This is a genomic window from Olsenella sp. Marseille-P4559 (assembly GCF_900605015.1).
GTDB lineage: Bacteria > Actinomycetota > Coriobacteriia > Coriobacteriales > Atopobiaceae > Tractidigestivibacter.
The window spans coordinates 750,127-765,230 of sequence record NZ_LR027573.1 but is presented as its reverse complement, the minus strand read 5'-3'; the positions used below and the strand labels follow the sequence as shown (position 1 = coordinate 765,230).

General features: G+C 62.6%; 18 protein-coding genes. 14 read left to right on the top strand and 4 right to left on the bottom strand.

The features are described 5' to 3' along the window. Positions 1–154: 154 nt before the first annotated feature. The gene (locus E0E00_RS03510; RefSeq protein ID WP_130811196.1) at positions 155–772 is read left to right on the top strand and encodes a DUF3267 domain-containing protein; all 618 of its coding nucleotides are present in this window, start codon (positions 155–157) and stop codon (positions 770–772) included. Between the two features lie 113 nt (positions 773–885). Here E0E00_RS03510 and E0E00_RS03505 read toward each other — a convergent pair whose 3' ends face one another. Then, on the bottom strand, positions 886–1,398 hold the full coding sequence (locus E0E00_RS03505) for a nitroreductase family protein (RefSeq protein WP_130811195.1): 513 nt from the start codon (positions 1,396–1,398) through the stop codon (positions 886–888). A 27-nt stretch (positions 1,399–1,425) separates the two neighbouring features. Continuing rightward, positions 1,426–1,971, bottom strand: coding sequence for a flavin reductase family protein (locus E0E00_RS03500; protein WP_130811194.1), 546 nt, complete (start codon positions 1,969–1,971; stop codon positions 1,426–1,428). Between the two features lie 561 nt (positions 1,972–2,532). Here E0E00_RS03500 and E0E00_RS03495 point away from each other — a divergent pair. From E0E00_RS03495 to E0E00_RS03455, 11 genes are all read left to right on the top strand, one after another. Beyond that, positions 2,533–4,026, top strand: a complete 1,494-nt coding sequence (locus tag E0E00_RS03495; RefSeq protein ID WP_130811193.1) for an ATP-binding cassette domain-containing protein — start codon at positions 2,533–2,535, stop codon at positions 4,024–4,026. Positions 4,027–4,186: 160 nt separating this feature from the next. Further along, positions 4,187–4,921 carry a PrsW family intramembrane metalloprotease gene (locus tag E0E00_RS03490; RefSeq protein WP_165443534.1) on the top strand — a complete coding sequence of 245 codons (735 nt, stop codon included), beginning with the start codon at positions 4,187–4,189 and terminating at the stop codon, positions 4,919–4,921. A gap of 72 nt (positions 4,922–4,993) precedes the next feature. After that, the gene (locus tag E0E00_RS03485; protein ID WP_207302638.1) at positions 4,994–5,464 is read left to right on the top strand and encodes a hypothetical protein; all 471 of its coding nucleotides are present in this window, start codon (positions 4,994–4,996) and stop codon (positions 5,462–5,464) included. Between the two features lie 93 nt (positions 5,465–5,557). Continuing rightward, a complete protein-coding gene (locus tag E0E00_RS15145; protein WP_207302637.1) occupies positions 5,558–5,911 on the top strand; it encodes an AAA family ATPase in 354 nt (117 codons plus the stop codon). Next, positions 5,887–6,447: an ATP-binding protein gene (locus E0E00_RS14625; RefSeq protein WP_207302636.1), complete on the top strand. Its 561-nt coding sequence runs from the start codon at positions 5,887–5,889 to the stop codon at positions 6,445–6,447. The genes E0E00_RS15145 and E0E00_RS14625 overlap by 25 nt, the downstream gene beginning before the upstream one ends. A gap of 29 nt (positions 6,448–6,476) precedes the next feature. Then, entirely contained in the window at positions 6,477–6,821 is a 345-nt protein-coding gene (locus tag E0E00_RS14620; RefSeq protein ID WP_207302635.1) for an ATP-binding protein, read from the top strand. 79 nt (positions 6,822–6,900) lie between these two features. Further along, a complete protein-coding gene (locus E0E00_RS03475; RefSeq protein WP_130811191.1) occupies positions 6,901–7,656 on the top strand; it encodes an ABC transporter ATP-binding protein in 756 nt (251 codons plus the stop codon). Further along, on the top strand, positions 7,649–9,265 hold the full coding sequence (locus tag E0E00_RS03470; protein WP_130811190.1) for a hypothetical protein: 1,617 nt from the start codon (positions 7,649–7,651) through the stop codon (positions 9,263–9,265). The genes E0E00_RS03475 and E0E00_RS03470 overlap by 8 nt, the downstream gene beginning before the upstream one ends. A gap of 69 nt (positions 9,266–9,334) precedes the next feature. Beyond that, entirely contained in the window at positions 9,335–9,757 is a 423-nt protein-coding gene (locus E0E00_RS03465) for a GntR family transcriptional regulator (protein ID WP_130811189.1), read from the top strand. After that, positions 9,754–10,884 (top strand): DUF1648 domain-containing protein, encoded by a 1,131-nt coding sequence (locus tag E0E00_RS03460; RefSeq protein ID WP_165443533.1) that lies wholly within the window; start codon positions 9,754–9,756, stop codon positions 10,882–10,884. The genes E0E00_RS03465 and E0E00_RS03460 overlap by 4 nt, the downstream gene beginning before the upstream one ends. Before the next feature lie 47 nt (positions 10,885–10,931). After that, positions 10,932–11,528, top strand: coding sequence for a hypothetical protein (locus tag E0E00_RS03455; protein ID WP_130811188.1), 597 nt, complete (start codon positions 10,932–10,934; stop codon positions 11,526–11,528). 123 nt (positions 11,529–11,651) lie between these two features. On the opposite strand, the gene E0E00_RS03450 is transcribed toward E0E00_RS03455, so the two are convergent. Further along, entirely contained in the window at positions 11,652–12,770 is a 1,119-nt protein-coding gene (locus E0E00_RS03450) for a glycosyltransferase (protein ID WP_130811187.1), read from the bottom strand. A 788-nt stretch (positions 12,771–13,558) separates the two neighbouring features. Here E0E00_RS03450 and E0E00_RS03445 point away from each other — a divergent pair. Both E0E00_RS03445 and E0E00_RS03440 read left to right on the top strand, forming a co-directional pair. Next, complete coding sequence (locus tag E0E00_RS03445; protein WP_242622114.1) at positions 13,559–13,819, top strand: RpiB/LacA/LacB family sugar-phosphate isomerase; 261 nt, start codon at positions 13,559–13,561, stop codon at positions 13,817–13,819. Between the two features lie 10 nt (positions 13,820–13,829). Beyond that, positions 13,830–14,657 carry a fructosamine kinase family protein gene (locus E0E00_RS03440; protein WP_130811186.1) on the top strand — a complete coding sequence of 276 codons (828 nt, stop codon included), beginning with the start codon at positions 13,830–13,832 and terminating at the stop codon, positions 14,655–14,657. Positions 14,658–14,664: 7 nt separating this feature from the next. On the opposite strand, the gene E0E00_RS03435 is transcribed toward E0E00_RS03440, so the two are convergent. Continuing rightward, the gene (locus E0E00_RS03435; RefSeq protein ID WP_130811185.1) at positions 14,665–14,964 is read right to left on the bottom strand and encodes a YhbY family RNA-binding protein; all 300 of its coding nucleotides are present in this window, start codon (positions 14,962–14,964) and stop codon (positions 14,665–14,667) included. Between the last annotated feature and the right edge of the window lie 140 nt (positions 14,965–15,104).

Genomic DNA, 15,104 nt, shown 5'->3' with positions numbered 1-15,104 from the left:
TGGCGCACCCTTTCAATTGTAGGTGAGGGAGGGGACATGAGAGAGCACATAAAGGATAGTAGCGAGGGTGCCACCGTCGCGGCTTGGATGATGGTAAGCATGTAAAGTATGAGACAGGGCAATCACTCTGAGCACATGATAAGCGAGCAAGGAAATGATTCGATTTGATTGGAGTATAGAAGACGTCTCATCACTGCAGAGGGAAAGTGTGCCTGAGGGGGCAGTTAGGATCGAAAGCCCCTCTTCCGACGACACAATGATGAGGGCCGCGGCCCCAATTGCCGTTGCGCTCTGCCTCCTGATGACTGGAATCGTTTTTGCGAAGACACGTGCGTGCCATGAGGCGGTCGTATCGCCTTGGGGGATTTTTGCTGGCTGTGCTACGGGATGTCTCCTGCTGGTTGTCCACGAGCTGCTCCACGCGATTGTCTATCCCAAAGAGGCGAGCGTTACGGTGGGAAAGATGAGGGGGAAGCTCGTATTCGTGGCACTTGCGTCATACCCGATGAAGAGACGTCGTTTCATACAGATGTGCCTGCTGCCTTATATGCTTGGGCTTGTCCCCCTGGCGGCATTTCTCTTTTCGCCGCCTGCGAACCATCTTCTCAACGGAATGATGTTTGGGATGGCCTGTATGGGTATGATCTCGCCTTATCCAGACGTATATAACGTCCTGCTTGTGCTTAAAGGCAGCAGCAAAAAGGACTGCATCATGTTCTATGAGGACGACCTCTATAGGATAAGCGCCCTTGCTGGAGGTGGCCTCACATAAGCTCGAACGAGCTGTGTCGCGTCCGTCATTCGTGACGGGCCATCCTTGTAGCACGAGCAGTCCCTATAGCTTCTGCGCCGCGATGGAGTAACGCGGCTGGGGCTATCTGCGGCCTACCTGTGGATGACGGTCTCGGAAAGCGGCTTCCTGCTGGCGTGATTGGGTAGGGGCCCTGTCCCTTCGGCGGCATGGCCCAGGTCGAGGGCCATCAGGACGACCTCGTTGCTCGGAAGCCCCAACGCCTCGGCCATCCTCTGGGGGTCAAAACGATTGATCCAGCAACTGTCCACACCCAGGCTCTGCGCGGCAAGCAGCATGTGCGTGGCCACGATGCTCGCGTCCTCTATGCCGGAATCGCGCACGCCGCCCGGATAGGTGAAGACGTTGGTGCTGTCGAACGCCACGAGCAGGACGGTGGGGGCACCGTAGCGGCAGGGGCAGACCTCGTCGAACCGCGCCAACGCCCCGTCGGACTCGAGCACGTAGACCCTCTGCTCCTGGAGGTTCTTGGCGGTCGGCGCGAGGCGTCCGGCCTCCAGGATCGCGTCCAGCTCCTCTTCGCTAATCGCCTTGTCGCCAAACTTCTTGCAGGAATAGCGATCTCTGATGACTTCCGCAAACTCCATGAGGGCCTCCTCGTCTTGGTGCCTTTCCTACCGCACGATGTAGCTGTCCACGATCTCGCCGTAATAGATGACGTGGTAGTAGCAGTTGCCGCCCTTATCGATGTCGGTGACGTCGGCGGGGTAGAAGCGCTCCTGTATGTCCTCGGGGACGGAGCCCTTGTCCATCAGCTGCTGGTACATGACCCTGCACTCCAGCGTCAGCGGCACCTCGGCGATCGCGGGGACGTCCACCGTGCTGCCGTCCACCAGGGTCAGGCCCAGCTCGTCCACCTTGTCCACGCTGCGACCGCTCTTGGTGCCGGCGACGGCGAGGACATCTCTGTCCAGACGCTCCCCCTCAAGGGGAACGTTGACGGTGAACTCCGGGTTCTCCTCGAGCAGCGCATGCGTGTGGCGGCTCGTGCGGACGAAGGCGGTGAAGGTGGGCTTGCCCCAGAGCGTGCCGATGAGACCCCACCCGATCACCATGGTGTCAACCTCGCCGCCTGCCTTGGTGGTGAGCAGGATGCCCCCGGGGTTCGCCCGCGTGATCGTGCCTGCGTGCTCGAACGGATCGATGTGCTGACGCTCCATGGTGGTTCCCCTCGGTCGCGACTCCCTACGCGACCAGCCTACCCCGTTGCGCGCTGTGTGGAGCTGGGGTGTCCACCCTTCCACCTGGTCACCATGTCGAAGGCTGGCTGAAATCGCAGCATGTCCCTCTGGCCGAGCGAGCCCGTGGTGGCTCGGAACGTATGGGGCAGGTTCAAGGACGGGATGGTCTGCCTCAGAGTTCCCATCGGTCTGTAAGGCGGCAGTTGTTCGGAGCCTTGCGTACTGACGGAGTCTAAAAGGAAGAATACTTTGTGTACTGCACAGGTTCCATCCCTCTGTGCCCCACGTGCCCCAACGGTCTACAATGGGTACATCGAGAGCAAGCCGGGGCCTTTGGCAAGCGCCGGTGCGAGAAGGGCCCAGGTGCATGAGGAACTAGCGATGCCCACAAGACACCCACGACCAGACCCACGCGCTGGCGGCCATGCCCACGGGTGCAGCATCGCGATTGCATGCCCATTTCGAGCCGGGCGCCCCCGATAGGTTCCATCAAGACGCCTTGCCACGCTCGCATGGCCTCCCGCCGAGACCGGAGGCCCCATGCAGCTCAACCTGTCGAACGTCACATACACATACCCCGCGTCGCCCGAGCCGGCCCTGTGTGGGGTGACGGCCACGTTCCCGCAGGGATGGACCGGCATCGTCGGCGACAACGGGTGTGGCAAGACCACGCTCGCGCTCGTGGCCTGTAACGTCATGCGCCCGGATGCCGGAAGTGTTGCCCCTGCGCTCGTGGCCCGCTACTGCGCCCAGGACGCCACCCGCCCGCCGGACGACCTTGAGGACTTCGCGCTGGCCTACGATGGGACCGCCGTGCGGCTCCGGGACGAGCTGCGCATAGACGACGGATGGGCGTGGCGCTACGACACGCTCTCCGGCGGCCAGCAGAAGCGCCTGCAGGTGGCCTGCGCCCTGTGGGCGCGGCCCGACGTCCTGGCCGTGGACGAGCCGACCAACCACGTTGACGCGACGACCCGTCATGCCATATCCGAGGCCCTCTCGCGCTTTGGGGGAATCGGCCTTCTCGTCTCGCATGACAGGGAGCTGCTGGACGCGCTCTGCACGCAGTGCCTGTTCGTCTCGAGGGGGTCGGCCACCATGCGGCCGGGTGGCTACACGCAGGGGTCGGGCCAGGCCGAGCTCGAGCGCGACAGCGCGACGCGCGCCCGCGAGTCGGCGCGTAGGGAGAGGGAGCGTCTCGAGCGCGAGGCCCAGCGCCGGCGCGAGGAGGCGTCGCGGGTCGTGTCGCGCAGGAGCGGGAAGCATGCTGCCAAGAACGACAGCGATGCCCGCGAGAAGCGGCGGCGCTTCATCGTCTCTGGGCAGGACGGGAAGGCCGGAAGGCTCTCATCGCGCATGGAGGCCCGGCTCTCCGACGCGGCGGGCAGGCTCGATGCCGTGCGGGTCGAGAGGCGCTACGAGTCCGACGTCTGGCTCGACACAACTCCGAGTGAGCGCAAGGTGCTGCTGCGCATGGAGGAGGCCGTCATCCCCCTCGGCGGTGGGGCAGCGCTGGCGGTGCCCACCCTCTACATCGGCAGCACCGACCACATCGGGCTGGTCGGCGACAACGGCAGCGGAAAGACGACGCTCGTCAGGCGCATCGTGGAGAGCCTGCCCGATGCGATGAGGGTCCTCTACGTCCCCCAGGAGCCCACGCGGCCCCAGCGGCGGTCGGCGATGGACGCCCTGGCCGACCTGGGCAGCACCGACCGTGGTCGCGTGCTCTCCGTTGTGGCGCGGCTCAACTCAGAGCCGGAGCGCATCCTGGAGGGCGGCGACGTCAGCCCCGGCGAGATGCGCAAGCTCATGCTCGCCCTTGGGATCCTGGGTGCACCGGAGCTCGTCGTGATGGACGAGCCTACGAACCACCTCGACCTCGGGTCCATCGAGGCCCTGGAGCGCCTGCTCGCGGCCTTCCCCGGGGCGCTGCTGCTCGTCTCCCACGACGCCGCGCTCATCCGGGCCGCAACACGCATCGCATGGACGATATCGGAGGGCCCCATGGGCTACGCGCTTACGGTAGTAGGCTAGGCTCCCGACCCGCAAGGCGCATCTCCGGCCTGCGCGCCTTCTCGACGTCATCGGACACCACGGAACCATCGGGATGACTCTGGTGCAATGGGGTAGTAAGAGATAAATGCCCTGCGGACGTCTGCTGCACGGGGTTCTGGAGAAAACCGGAGGCAAGCCGATGCTCTTCCTCATGTCTGGCCTGAGTGCATACGTCTACCTGTTCATGCTGCTTGCGCTGGGTCCTGCCATTGTGCTGATGGTCTATGTGTATCGGCTTGATACCCTTGACCGGGAGCCGATTGGGCTGCTGTGGTCGCTCGTCATGAGGGGTGTCGCTGCGGCACTCGCTGCAAGCCTCCTTGAGGCCATCGGCATGCGGGCCTTCGGGCTCCTCTCGGGTCTTGACCCCTCTGGCATGCAGTTTGAGGTTATGGGCGACCTCATGGTGGTCGGCGTGATCGAGGAGGGCGCCAAGTATGCGCTCATGGCTCGAAGGACCTGGAACAGCCCTGCATTCAACTGTCGCTTCGACGGGGTCGTCTACGCCGTGTTCACGTCGCTGGGCTTTGCGGGCATGGAGAACATCACGTATGGCCTGGCATATGGGCCAGGCGTGCTGTTCTCGCGCGCTATCATGGCCATCCCGGCCCACATGGGGTTTGCCGTGCTCTTTGGCCTGTTCTACGGGCAGGCCAAGCTCTGCGGCGTACGCGGGTACAGGCTTGCGTCTGCCCTCTGCGCCGTGGGCGGCTATGTGCTTTCGGTTGTGGCGCATGGCCTGTACGACTCGGCTGCCGCCATGGCGACGGATGCGTCGGGCGGACTCTTCCTGCTTGTCGTGGTGGCCGTGTACCTGATCGTCTTCAAGGTCGCACGCTCGGCGGCGCGCCACGACCGCCGCTTTGCCTCATAGCCGGCGCCTGGGGCCCATGTCAACCCTACCTGTGCCATGTAATGTCGAGGAGGCCTCTTGCGGCGGTTTGGGGTGAAGATGCAACTCGGCTTCTCGGCGGTGGGTATGGCGTTCCTCGCGTTGCTGTTCATCCCCAACGTCCTCTGGACAAGAAGCCGACCCTCGGGCTACGACGAGGTGTCAAGGCACGAGAGCCGCGTGTTGCTTGCGTTTGAGAGGGTCGTCCAGGCCGCCACCACCTGCGCCGCCATCGTGTTCGTCTGTCCGCAGGGTCTCTCCCTGCCTTGGTTGCTCTGGCTCGTTGCCGCTACCGCCCTCATGCTCCTGTACGGGCTTGCCTGGGTCCGCTACTTCAGGGGAGGGGAGGAGCTCGCCGGTATGTACGCGCCTCTCGGCCCCATCCCCGTGCCCCTGGCGTCTCTGCCTGTGGCCGCGTTTGGCCTCCTGGGTGTCTGGTGCCAATCACCGGCAGTGGTCATCTCTGCCGTCGTCCTTGGCATCGGCCACATCGGCATCCACCTCGGGCACCTGCTGGCACACTAGTCCGTGCCTACGTGCGCCGTGGACATGCAGGGAGTCTTCGTCTTCAATCTGAAATTTCCGCAACAGTGCCCATGAATTTCAGATGGAGTTGCCATGATCATACATCGTCCCAGCTACATGCAGGGGCTCATCTCTGGAATGGGGTCGGATCAGGTCAAGGCCGTTACGGGCCTCAGGCGCTGCGGCAAGTCGTTCCTAGTGTTCAACCTGTTCAAGGATTACCTGGTCAAGCTGGGTATCCCCAAGACCAACATCATCGAGATGGCATTCGATCGGTTCAGCAACAGAAGATATCGAAACCCCGAGATCTTCTATTCCTATGTGATGGAGGAACTCGGCAAGACAAGCGGGAGACGCTACGTGCTTCTGGATGAGGTGCAGCTGCTTGACAGCTTCCCTGAGGTTCTTATAGACCTCATTGCATGCCCGACGTCGACATGTGCGTGACGGGTAGCAACGCGCGGCTGCTGTCCAAGGACGTGGTGACCGAGCTTAGGGGACGCGGCCAGGAGATGGCGATGGCACCATTGGCACCATTGAGCTTCTCGGAATTCATGAGTGCATACGGTGGCGACAAACGCGACGGCTACGCCGAATACGCCACGTATGGCGAGCTTCCTGCGGTGCTTTCCAAGAAGATGACCCAAGAGAAGGCCGATTATCTGTCCTCTCTCTATGATGAGCTCTACATCCGCGATATTGTCGAGCGCAATGGCATTCGCGACACGGGAAACCTTGAGGAGCTTATAGACGTACTGTCCTCGGCAATCGGATCGCTCGTGAATCCCTCCAAGATTTCGGCGACTTTCAGGAGCGAAAAGGACACGACGATTGCCCCCGAGACCGTTGATCGCTACCTATCGCATTTAGAGGACGCGTTTCTTGTGAGTCGTGCGAAGCGCTACGATCTGAAGGGCCGGAGGTATATCGGCACCCCATTCAAACTCTACTTCTCGGACCTGGGGTGCGCAACGCGCGCATGAACTTCCGACGGATGGAGGGCTCCCATATCATGGAGAACGTCATCTACGACGAGTTGAGGGGTCGAGGCCTTGGTGTTGATGTCGGAGTTGTGCCCACGGGCGTCAGGGGCAAGGATGGCAAGGTGTGCCGTACCCAGCTTGAGGTTGACTTCGTATGCGACAAGGGGAGCAAGCGCTACTACGTTCAGTCCGTCCTTGCCATGCCCACTCCCGAGAAGCGCGAGCAGGAGGAGCGGTCTCTCCTCAGGATCGATGATGGGTTCAAAAAGGCCATCATCACCAAGGAGGGGTTTGAGCCTCACTATGACGAGCATGGGGTGCTGACGATGAACGTCTACGACTTCCTGCTCGATGCGAATAGCCTTGACTTCTAGGTTTTTGTTCTATCTATACTAGTATAGATATGATAGAATCAGGCCGTCCGGCGGGGACAACTCCAGAGGAGGCCATGCAATGGTCGCAGGCAGCATGCGCCAGCCGATCAGCCCGATTCTCGCCGTCGAGGGCTACTCCAAGAGTTACGGGAAAAAGAGGGTCGTGGAAGATGTAGCGCTCTCGGTCCTCCCGGGAAGCATCTTCGGCTTTGTGGGGCACAACGGCGCGGGCAAGACGACGCTCATCCGCTCCATCGTGGGTGCCCTCTCCTTCGATGAGGGCGACATCCGGATCTGCGGGAAATCGGTCCGCACGGATCCCGTCGCCTGCAAGCGGGTGTGCGCCTACGTGCCCGACAACCCGGACGTCTATGGCTTTCTCACCGGCATGCAATACCTCGACTACGTGGCGGACCTGTTTTGCGTTGGTTCCGATGAGCGGGTACGGCGCATAGACGGCTTCGCCAAGCGCTTGGGGATGGAAGACAGGCTTGGCGAGATGGTCTCCGCGTATTCGCACGGCATGAGGCAGAAGCTCGTTTTGATCGGAGCCTTCCTTCACGAGCCACGGCTGCTCGTGCTCGACGAGCCCTTCGTCGGGCTCGACCCCGAGGCGGCATACGAGCTGCGCGCCATGATGCACGAGCTCACGTCGCGCGGCAGCGCCATCTTCCTCTCGAGCCACGTGCTCGACACCGTGGAGAGGCTCTGCGACAGGGTCGCGATCATCCGCCGGGGCGGCATCGTCCGCGCGGGGACGACCGAGGAGGTCCGAGGGGACGAGAGCCTCGAGCAGGTGTTCCTCGAACTCGCGAGGGAGGCGCGCAATGGCTAGCCTCGCGCCCCTGCTCAGGGTCCAGGCGCTCGGCGCGTTCAGTGTGGGCCGTCTGATGAACGAGCGCGATCCCAAGGCACGGAGGAGGGTCGTGCTCGCCGCCGTGGGCATTAGCCTGCTCGTCGCGTATGCCGTAGGGTATATGTGGATGGTCGGGCAGATGCTTGTTGCGCTCGGTGCTGTGGAGGCGCTGCCCTGCCTCGCCGTTACGACGGCGGGCGTGGGCTGCGTGTTCTCCACGTTCATCAAGGCGAACGGGCTTCTGTTCAGGTTCAGGGACTTCGACCTCGTCGTCTCGATGCCCACGCCCCTGTGGGCCGTGGTCGTCTCGCGTGTCGCCCCGCTCTATGGCATGGGACTTGTGTGCTCCCTGGTCCTCGGTGCACCGCTCATGGCTTCCTACCTGCTCGCGATCGGTGTTACGCCCGCAGGCGTCATCGTCTCCGTTTTGGTTCTGCTGCTGGCTCCGGCAATCCCTTTGGCGCTCGCCCTTGTCGTCTCGTTCTGCGTGGCCTGGGCGGCGTCACGCACGCCCTTCGCCGACCGCGCACTCGGCATCGTCGGCGTGCTTGCCACGGTCGCGCTCGTGGTGGGGGTCATGCTCGCAACGGGAGGCACGGGCACGTCTGGCCAAGGGGGCCTCGATGCCCTTGCCGTGATGGGCGAGCAGATGAGAGGGGCCGTGTCGGCGCTGTGGCCACCCTCCGCATGGGCGGCGGACGCGATAGGGGGGAGCACGTCCGCGCTTGCGTTGTACGCGGGCGTCTCGACGGCGTCTGGCGTTGCCGCAGTCGCGGTGCTTTCGCGCTTTCTGGTACCCATGAACTCCCTGCTCTGTGCCGGGGGCCTGCGTAGGGCGGGGAGTGAGCCCACGAGGGCGGGCGCCCCTCGAAGCCCTCTGGTCGCGCTGGTCCGCAAGGAGTTCAGGCTGTGGCTTGGGACTCCGATATACCTCATGAACACCGCACCCGGTCCCATTCTCGCCCTTGTCATCGCTATCGCGACAGCCGCGGTCGGGCCCGATGCCATCGCGTCTGCGATGAACATTCCGGGGGCAGGCCGAGACGCGATCGCCACCCTTATGGCGGAGGTGCTTCCCTGGGCCCTGGGGCTCTGCATGGCGATGACGTCGCCTGCCGCCTCGTCGACCTCGCTCGAGGGGAGTGCGCGTTGGATCGCGCAGACCGCGCCGGTGCCCTCCTCCACGATAGTCGGTGCCAAGCTGGCACTGAGCCTGCTCGTCACGGGACCTGCTTCCGTGATTTCCGGGACGATCGTCGCCGTGGGGGTCGCGAGGACACCGCTCGACGCCATCCTGTGCGTCATCGCCCCGCTGGCGATGGGGGCCCTGTCCTCGTGCCTGGGCGCCCTCCTGGACGCGCGGCGTCCCAACTACGACTGGACGAGCGAATACGAGCCGGTCAAGCGCTCGGTGAACGTTGGCATCTGCGTCGGCGTGGGCTTCCTCGCGACGATGGCTGGGGCTGTGGCGTCACTGCTTGCGAGTGGCTTGGGCTCCGTGGCGGGCCTAGCCGTCGCCCTGGCAGTCCTTGTGGCGTCCGCGCTTCTTGGAAAGTCTGCCCTGCACACCTCGCTCCAGGAACGGTGAAGGGCGGGTGCGAGGCCCGATGGTATATTCAGCCTATGGCAGAGAGACATGCGCGGAGAAGGGGATGACATGATCCTCCATATTGACCAGATGGATCAGACACCCGTCTACCAGCAGATTCGCGACCAGATCGTGGCGGCCATCGCACGGGAGGAGCTCCTTCCCGCAGACCGGCTCCCCAGCGTGCGCACGCTCGCAGGCGACCTCGGCGTGAACCTCCATACCGTGAACAAGGCGTACGCCGTGCTGCGGGACGAGGGGTACCTCCTCATGCGCGGCCGCTCGGGGGCGATAGTGGCAGATTTTGGGCAGGTTGCGACACCCGAGCGCGTGGCGGCAAATGCGGAGCGGCTTGCGACAGGCCTCCGCCAGCTTGCCCTGGAGCACTGCGCCCAGGGTGGGACCGAGGAGACGTTCCTGGAGGCCGCGCGCACCCAGGCCAGGCGCGTGTTTGCGGATTCGGCCGCAGGCTCTTCGTCTGAGGGGGCATGACTGTGATCGCTGCCACCACGATTGGCATGCTGGCATCGTTGACGCTTACCGTTGGCTTGCTGCTTGCCTTTACTCCGTACCTCATGCGCCGCAGCGAGTGCTTTGCCGTGACGGTGCCCGCCTCCGTTCAGCACGACCCGCGTCTTGTCGCCCTCAAGAGGCGCTATGCCATGGTGATGCTCGTCCTGACGGCGGTGGCGACCGTCGCCTCTCTGGCGGCTGGCATGCTGATGGTCTCTGGCCAGGAAGGGATTGGTACGGCGCTTATGTGTGCCGCCCTGCTCGTCCCTGTGGTCATGTCGTTCGTGCTCATGCTGCGCAATCGCCGCAGGGTGAGCGCGCTCAAGCGCTCCGAGGGTTGGGGGGTGAGGGGCCGTCAGGCGGTCGCCAGCGTTGCCGAGGAGGATTTGCCGGGTGCGATTCCTCTCGCATGGGATCTCGTCTACGCCCCCGTCGTCCTGGGGACGGTCTGCCTGGGACTCGTGCTCTATCCCGGCATGCCCGAGCAGTTGCCGATGCATGCCGACTTCATGGGGAACGTCAACAGCTACGTACCGAAGACGCTTGGTAGCGCCATCGGGTTTCCCGTTGCCATCGAGACGTTCACGGTGGCGTGCTTCGTCTTTGCCCATTGGACGATCCTACGCTCGAAGCATCCGGTAGACCCCGGTGCGCCTGCCACGTCCGCGCTCGCATACGGGCTCTTTGCCCATGCGCAAAGCGTGCTCCTCCTTGTCATGGGCGTGCTCGTGAGCGGGGGGACCGGCCTTCTGTTCCTGCTTTCATCAGCGGGATTCATCGGGCTTGGCCAGGCGGGGCTCGGCATCATGATGCTCTGCGTCCCCCTTGCCATAGGTGGCGTGGTACTCTCGGTCACCTACGGTCAGGCGGGCTCGCGTGTGTTCAGGAGGATGCGGGACGGCGGCAAGCTCCTGTCGGATGACGATGAGCACTGGAAGCTCGGTGTGCTTTACGTCAACCAGGAGGACGCGAGCGTCTTTTTGCCCAAGCGCTTCGGCTTTGGCTGGACTCTGAACTTCGCACGACCGGCCGCCTGGGCGATTGTCGTTGGCTTCGTCGTCCTCACCACGGCGTTCGTCGTGGCCGTGTTTATCCTGGTGGGGTAGGCGGTATCTTACGAGGGCATCGCTCCCGAGACGGTGGAGGTGGCAAGATGGGATTTTCCGATGACGTCACGCGCTGGCTGAACAAGCCGACGGTAGAGCCGAGGCTCGTTGTCTCGCCAGACACGCCTGAGCGCTTCGCGGGCAACGCGCGAGTGGTCTGTGACCAGTTGCTTCCCCTCCTCAGGCAGATTGCACGCGAGGAGAACAAGAGCTACCTTTCCTTTGGCAGGCGCTACGAGGAGTGGCTTGGGGAGAGGCATCGGCGTGGCGAGCGCATGCCGGATACGGACGACCTCTTCTCCGCCTACCTCGAGCGTCACTGTACCCTCGTGGGTCCGCACGTGACGCCCAGGCAGATGAGCCGTCAGCGCAGCTGCGCTTGGCAGTACCCATCGATCTACTCGTTTCTCGACTGGGGTTGTACGCTCACGTTCTCGCAGAGGAGTGCTAAGCTTGTGCACCTCGAGATGTCGTTCCCCTTTGCCAACGACACCGGATGGGCACGCCACATGGACCTTCCCGAGGGACCTCACACCGAGCGTCTGCGGTTCACCCTGCGTGATCCCGACCTCTCAGGAACGTGGCTCGTGGACGCTGTGGAGTGTTGCCACGACGGTCGGCATGCGTGGTTGACAAGCCTGTAGGGAACGGCGATGCGCGGTGCCGCCCAGGAGCCGGGCTGTCGGTCGCGAGTCTGACGTTCTCGCCAAGCTGTCGCTCTCGTGTACGGGCGGCTATTCGCATGCGCTCGCCCTGCGGGAGGAACCCTAAGTCGAGATCTTGTCTCTCGCTGTGATATAGCAGTGACGCATGGTGAGCACGGCAGTCCTGCCGATGCCGAAGGAGTGTACCGTATACATGGCGCTGCCAAGCAGGTACGCCCCCCTGTTGAGTTGCGTATGGCGCGGCATTGGCCTACCCATAAGCTCGCAATAGCGGCGAATGCGCCCGATTGGTACCTCGCACATGCGCTCGACGATGGTGGGGTCCATCATGCTGAAGATGCGCTTCTCGTTCTCAATGACCAGCGGGTTGTCCTTGCCATCGTCGATCTCGGCGCCAAAGGCGTACGAGAATCCCTTCTGATAGTGGGCCGCGAGAATGCGCTCGTCGGTAATCCCAAGCCGCTTAATGACTTCGAGCATCGTGACCCAGCGGTCAAAGGGTCGTGTCACCAGCTCCGGCGTCTTGTGGTTGTGGGTGCTGCCAGGCAGGTCAACGCGATAGTTGTAGTAGCAGTTGTTGAGGTACAGGATTGACGAAGCTTGGCACATCGTTTCGACGAGGAATGGGTTGTCCGCCCAGCCAGCCCCTGGGTACTCGATGAAGCGGATTCCCTTTTCGTTTAGGAAGTCTCGACGATACAGCGCAGACCAGATTGAGGGGTGCATGGTGATGAGCATTGGCTCATCGGAGAGGGTAAAGGGCTTGTTGCGGGACGCGAGCCTTGAGGCAAGCAGGCAGGGACGCGTCTCGGTCTTTGTGGGATCGTCCCAGTTGCACACTTCCGTCCAGGGGCACTTGATGATGTCAATCTGGCTTGAGGATTTGGATGCAAAGTCGAGCATGTCCTGATACATCTCGGCGTCAATGTAGTCATCTGGCTCGATAATCGATATCCATTTGCCGGTAGCGATGTCGATGCCTCGGTTGCAGCCTGCTCCATAGCCGCCGTTTTCCTTGTGAATCGCCTTCACACGAGGATCACGTGCTGCATATTCATCAATTATGGCGGGCGAGTTATCCGTGCAGCCATCGTCTATGAGGATGATCTCGAGCTCCTTGTGCGTTTGCCCGCAGATGCTGTCCAGGCATTGGCGCAGGAACTTGCCGGCGTTGTAGATGGGAACTATAACAGAAACCAGGGAGCTTGCATCGTCTTGCATTCGCTTCTCCAAACACGCTAGCAGCTTGATTCGCTTAGGACGAGACAATACATAAAACAAGAACTTTAGGCTACCACCAGTATGGCAGCCGCCAACCTGTAGCCAAATGAAATGAGGGTCCGCAACAAATCATGCGCACTTTGCATTGCTCGAAGTCGTGGGTTCCGGGCTAGGGAGCTGGCTTAAGGCACAACCCCGGTGCTTGGGTTACCATGCGGCCGGAGTTGCTTTGCAGTGCAGGTGTTGGCGCAACCACATGTGCGACTGCGGCTATCGAGCCCAAGTCCCGGATTCGGCGATTGGGGGCATCCGTGCAACAAGATAAGGCAAAACTACACACAGAATTGAGGATAAGTAGGTTATGTTTTGACCTTGGAACCCGTTGGGCTACGCTCGACGGGATTTGATGGAGCGTGGCCCCATTGCCATCTGGGGTTTTCTTGTCGACTCGCTGCGAAAGATTGCTTCTCGTCGTATCGAAGGGCCCCAAAGATAGAACATAACCTACTTATCCTCAATTCTGTGTGCAATTTCAGCTCGCGTTGTTGCGCAGGCCTGTCTTGGTCGGATTGTTAGACCATCTCAGCGAGGGGTTGGTTCCAACTCGGCGTCCGTCTCTGCGACTCATCGCCCAGCCCAGGCTTGTGGGCACCGCCAGAGACGTCGTAGGCGTTACCGTGATGTCGCACTTTTCGGCCGGCACCGCGTGTCTCCCAGTCGTACCATGAGTGTTGCCTGCGCCGGCATCTTGTGCCCAGCGGGCCTCAATACCGAGGGAAGGATAAGAAATGATTGCTTTGGGCTGTGACCATGGTGGGATCGCTGCCAACAAGTTCAGGGGCATCCGCGCAGCGCTGTGCGGTGATTGCTTCTCGGCCGAGGCCACCCACCAGCACAACGACGCCAACATCCTCACGATGGGCGCACGCGTGACCGGCCCTGGTCTTGCGCTCAAGATCGTGGACACGTTCCTCGACATGCCGTTCAGCGGAGACGAGCGCCACGTGCGCCGCATAGCGAAGATCTCTGCCATCGAGAGCGAGCGGTAAGCAGGCTTCGATGCCCGGCACTTTTGAGAAGAGAGACAACAATCCGCAGGTAGACCTTACCGGTGAGGCAGCTGGGCTGCGCTGGCTTGGCGAGGCCGAGAGGGACGGCGGCCTTGTGTGCTCGCATGTTGTGCACGCCGACGCCCATCGCCTGATTGAGGAGCGTATTGAGGAGGGCGTGCCCACGCGGGAGAAGGCGTGCCTTGCTGGTGCAGCGCTCGCTCGCACGCATGCGGCAGGTGCTGCCTGGTACGGCTGCCCTCCGCCTGCCTGGAACGGAAGAGGCTACGCTATTGGCCGCTCGCGCACGCCCGTGGTTCCCTCTGGGACGGTCGGCGATATGGGTTGGGGAGCCGCTTGCGCCGAGTGGCGCGTAATGCCCCATGTGCGTACGATTTGCAATGATGGGCTGGTAGATGCATCGGAGGTACGGCTTCTCACCCATGTGGCGGACCGCATGGCGGCTGGCGACTTTGACTCGCCGGAGCCGGAGCTCGTCCGCAGTGAGGGACACGCGTGCTCGCGCATCCACGGCGACCTTTGGGCCGGAAACCTGCTCTGGGCGGCTGACGACTCGCGCGCTGCGGTCACGGGTGCCGCACTCATCGACCCCATGGCGTCAGGCGGCCACGCCGAGACCGACCTCGCCATGCTCCAACTCTTTGGCTGTGCCTACCTGGACGACCTTCTCGCCGCATATAACGAGGTGTCACCGTTGGCCGATGGCTGGCGCGAGCGCATTGGCATCCACCAGCTGGTGCCGGCGCTTCTGCACTGCGTGCTTTTTGGCGAGAGCTACATGGGGCTTGCGCTTTCCATCGCTCGCCGCTACGCGTGAGGCTGCCTTACACCAGCTGGATATGTTCGATGTCCTCGCGCTGAGAGGTGCGGTAAAGCACGAACTTGTGGCCAATCACCTGGACGACCTCGGCATGGGTGGGGCGCGCGAGCGCGATGGCGGCCTCGCGGGTGTCCATGCCAGAGGTGCCCTGAACCGAGCACTTGATAAGCTCGTTTGCCTCGAGCGCGGAGTTGGCCTGGTGCACGACGGCATCCGTGATGCCGGCCTTGCCAACGCCGATGGTCGCATCGAGTCGGTTGGCCATACTGCGGAGCTGGCGAATCTGACGACCGGTGAGTTCCATGGTTCCTCCTGTGTGGAAGCGCAGAGCTTCTCGCTGGTATTAACGCTATGGGAGGTTACCACGTAGGGAGGCCGACGTGCCGTTGCGGGGCGTTTCCCCTTGAAGCATGCACGTTGGCGCAAGCGGGGCGCCACACGCCC

What these genes read in the sequence shown, in the direction of transcription:
- E0E00_RS14625 (WP_207302636.1), top strand. Translation starts at nt 5,887, where the DNA reads ATGCCCGACGTCGACATGTGCGTGACGGGTAGCAACGCGCGGCTGCTG.
- E0E00_RS03445 (WP_242622114.1), top strand. Translation starts at nt 13,559, where the DNA reads ATGATTGCTTTGGGCTGTGACCATGGTGGGATCGCTGCCAACAAGTTC.
- E0E00_RS03435 (WP_130811185.1), bottom strand. Translation starts at nt 14,964, where the DNA reads ATGGAACTCACCGGTCGTCAGATTCGCCAGCTCCGCAGTATGGCCAAC.
- E0E00_RS03490 (WP_165443534.1), top strand. Translation starts at nt 4,187, where the DNA reads ATGCTCTTCCTCATGTCTGGCCTGAGTGCATACGTCTACCTGTTCATG.
- E0E00_RS03495 (WP_130811193.1), top strand. Translation starts at nt 2,533, where the DNA reads ATGCAGCTCAACCTGTCGAACGTCACATACACATACCCCGCGTCGCCC.
- E0E00_RS03510 (WP_130811196.1), top strand. Translation starts at nt 155, where the DNA reads ATGATTCGATTTGATTGGAGTATAGAAGACGTCTCATCACTGCAGAGG.
- E0E00_RS03440 (WP_130811186.1), top strand. Translation starts at nt 13,830, where the DNA reads ATGCCCGGCACTTTTGAGAAGAGAGACAACAATCCGCAGGTAGACCTT.
- E0E00_RS15145 (WP_207302637.1), top strand. Translation starts at nt 5,558, where the DNA reads ATGATCATACATCGTCCCAGCTACATGCAGGGGCTCATCTCTGGAATG.
- E0E00_RS03500 (WP_130811194.1), bottom strand. Translation starts at nt 1,971, where the DNA reads ATGGAGCGTCAGCACATCGATCCGTTCGAGCACGCAGGCACGATCACG.
- E0E00_RS03505 (WP_130811195.1), bottom strand. Translation starts at nt 1,398, where the DNA reads ATGGAGTTTGCGGAAGTCATCAGAGATCGCTATTCCTGCAAGAAGTTT.
- E0E00_RS03475 (WP_130811191.1), top strand. Translation starts at nt 6,901, where the DNA reads ATGGTCGCAGGCAGCATGCGCCAGCCGATCAGCCCGATTCTCGCCGTC.
- E0E00_RS03460 (WP_165443533.1), top strand. Translation starts at nt 9,754, where the DNA reads ATGACTGTGATCGCTGCCACCACGATTGGCATGCTGGCATCGTTGACG.
- E0E00_RS03455 (WP_130811188.1), top strand. Translation starts at nt 10,932, where the DNA reads ATGGGATTTTCCGATGACGTCACGCGCTGGCTGAACAAGCCGACGGTA.
- E0E00_RS03465 (WP_130811189.1), top strand. Translation starts at nt 9,335, where the DNA reads ATGATCCTCCATATTGACCAGATGGATCAGACACCCGTCTACCAGCAG.
- E0E00_RS03470 (WP_130811190.1), top strand. Translation starts at nt 7,649, where the DNA reads ATGGCTAGCCTCGCGCCCCTGCTCAGGGTCCAGGCGCTCGGCGCGTTC.
- E0E00_RS03450 (WP_130811187.1), bottom strand. Translation starts at nt 12,770, where the DNA reads ATGCAAGACGATGCAAGCTCCCTGGTTTCTGTTATAGTTCCCATCTAC.
- E0E00_RS14620 (WP_207302635.1), top strand. Translation starts at nt 6,477, where the DNA reads ATGGAGAACGTCATCTACGACGAGTTGAGGGGTCGAGGCCTTGGTGTT.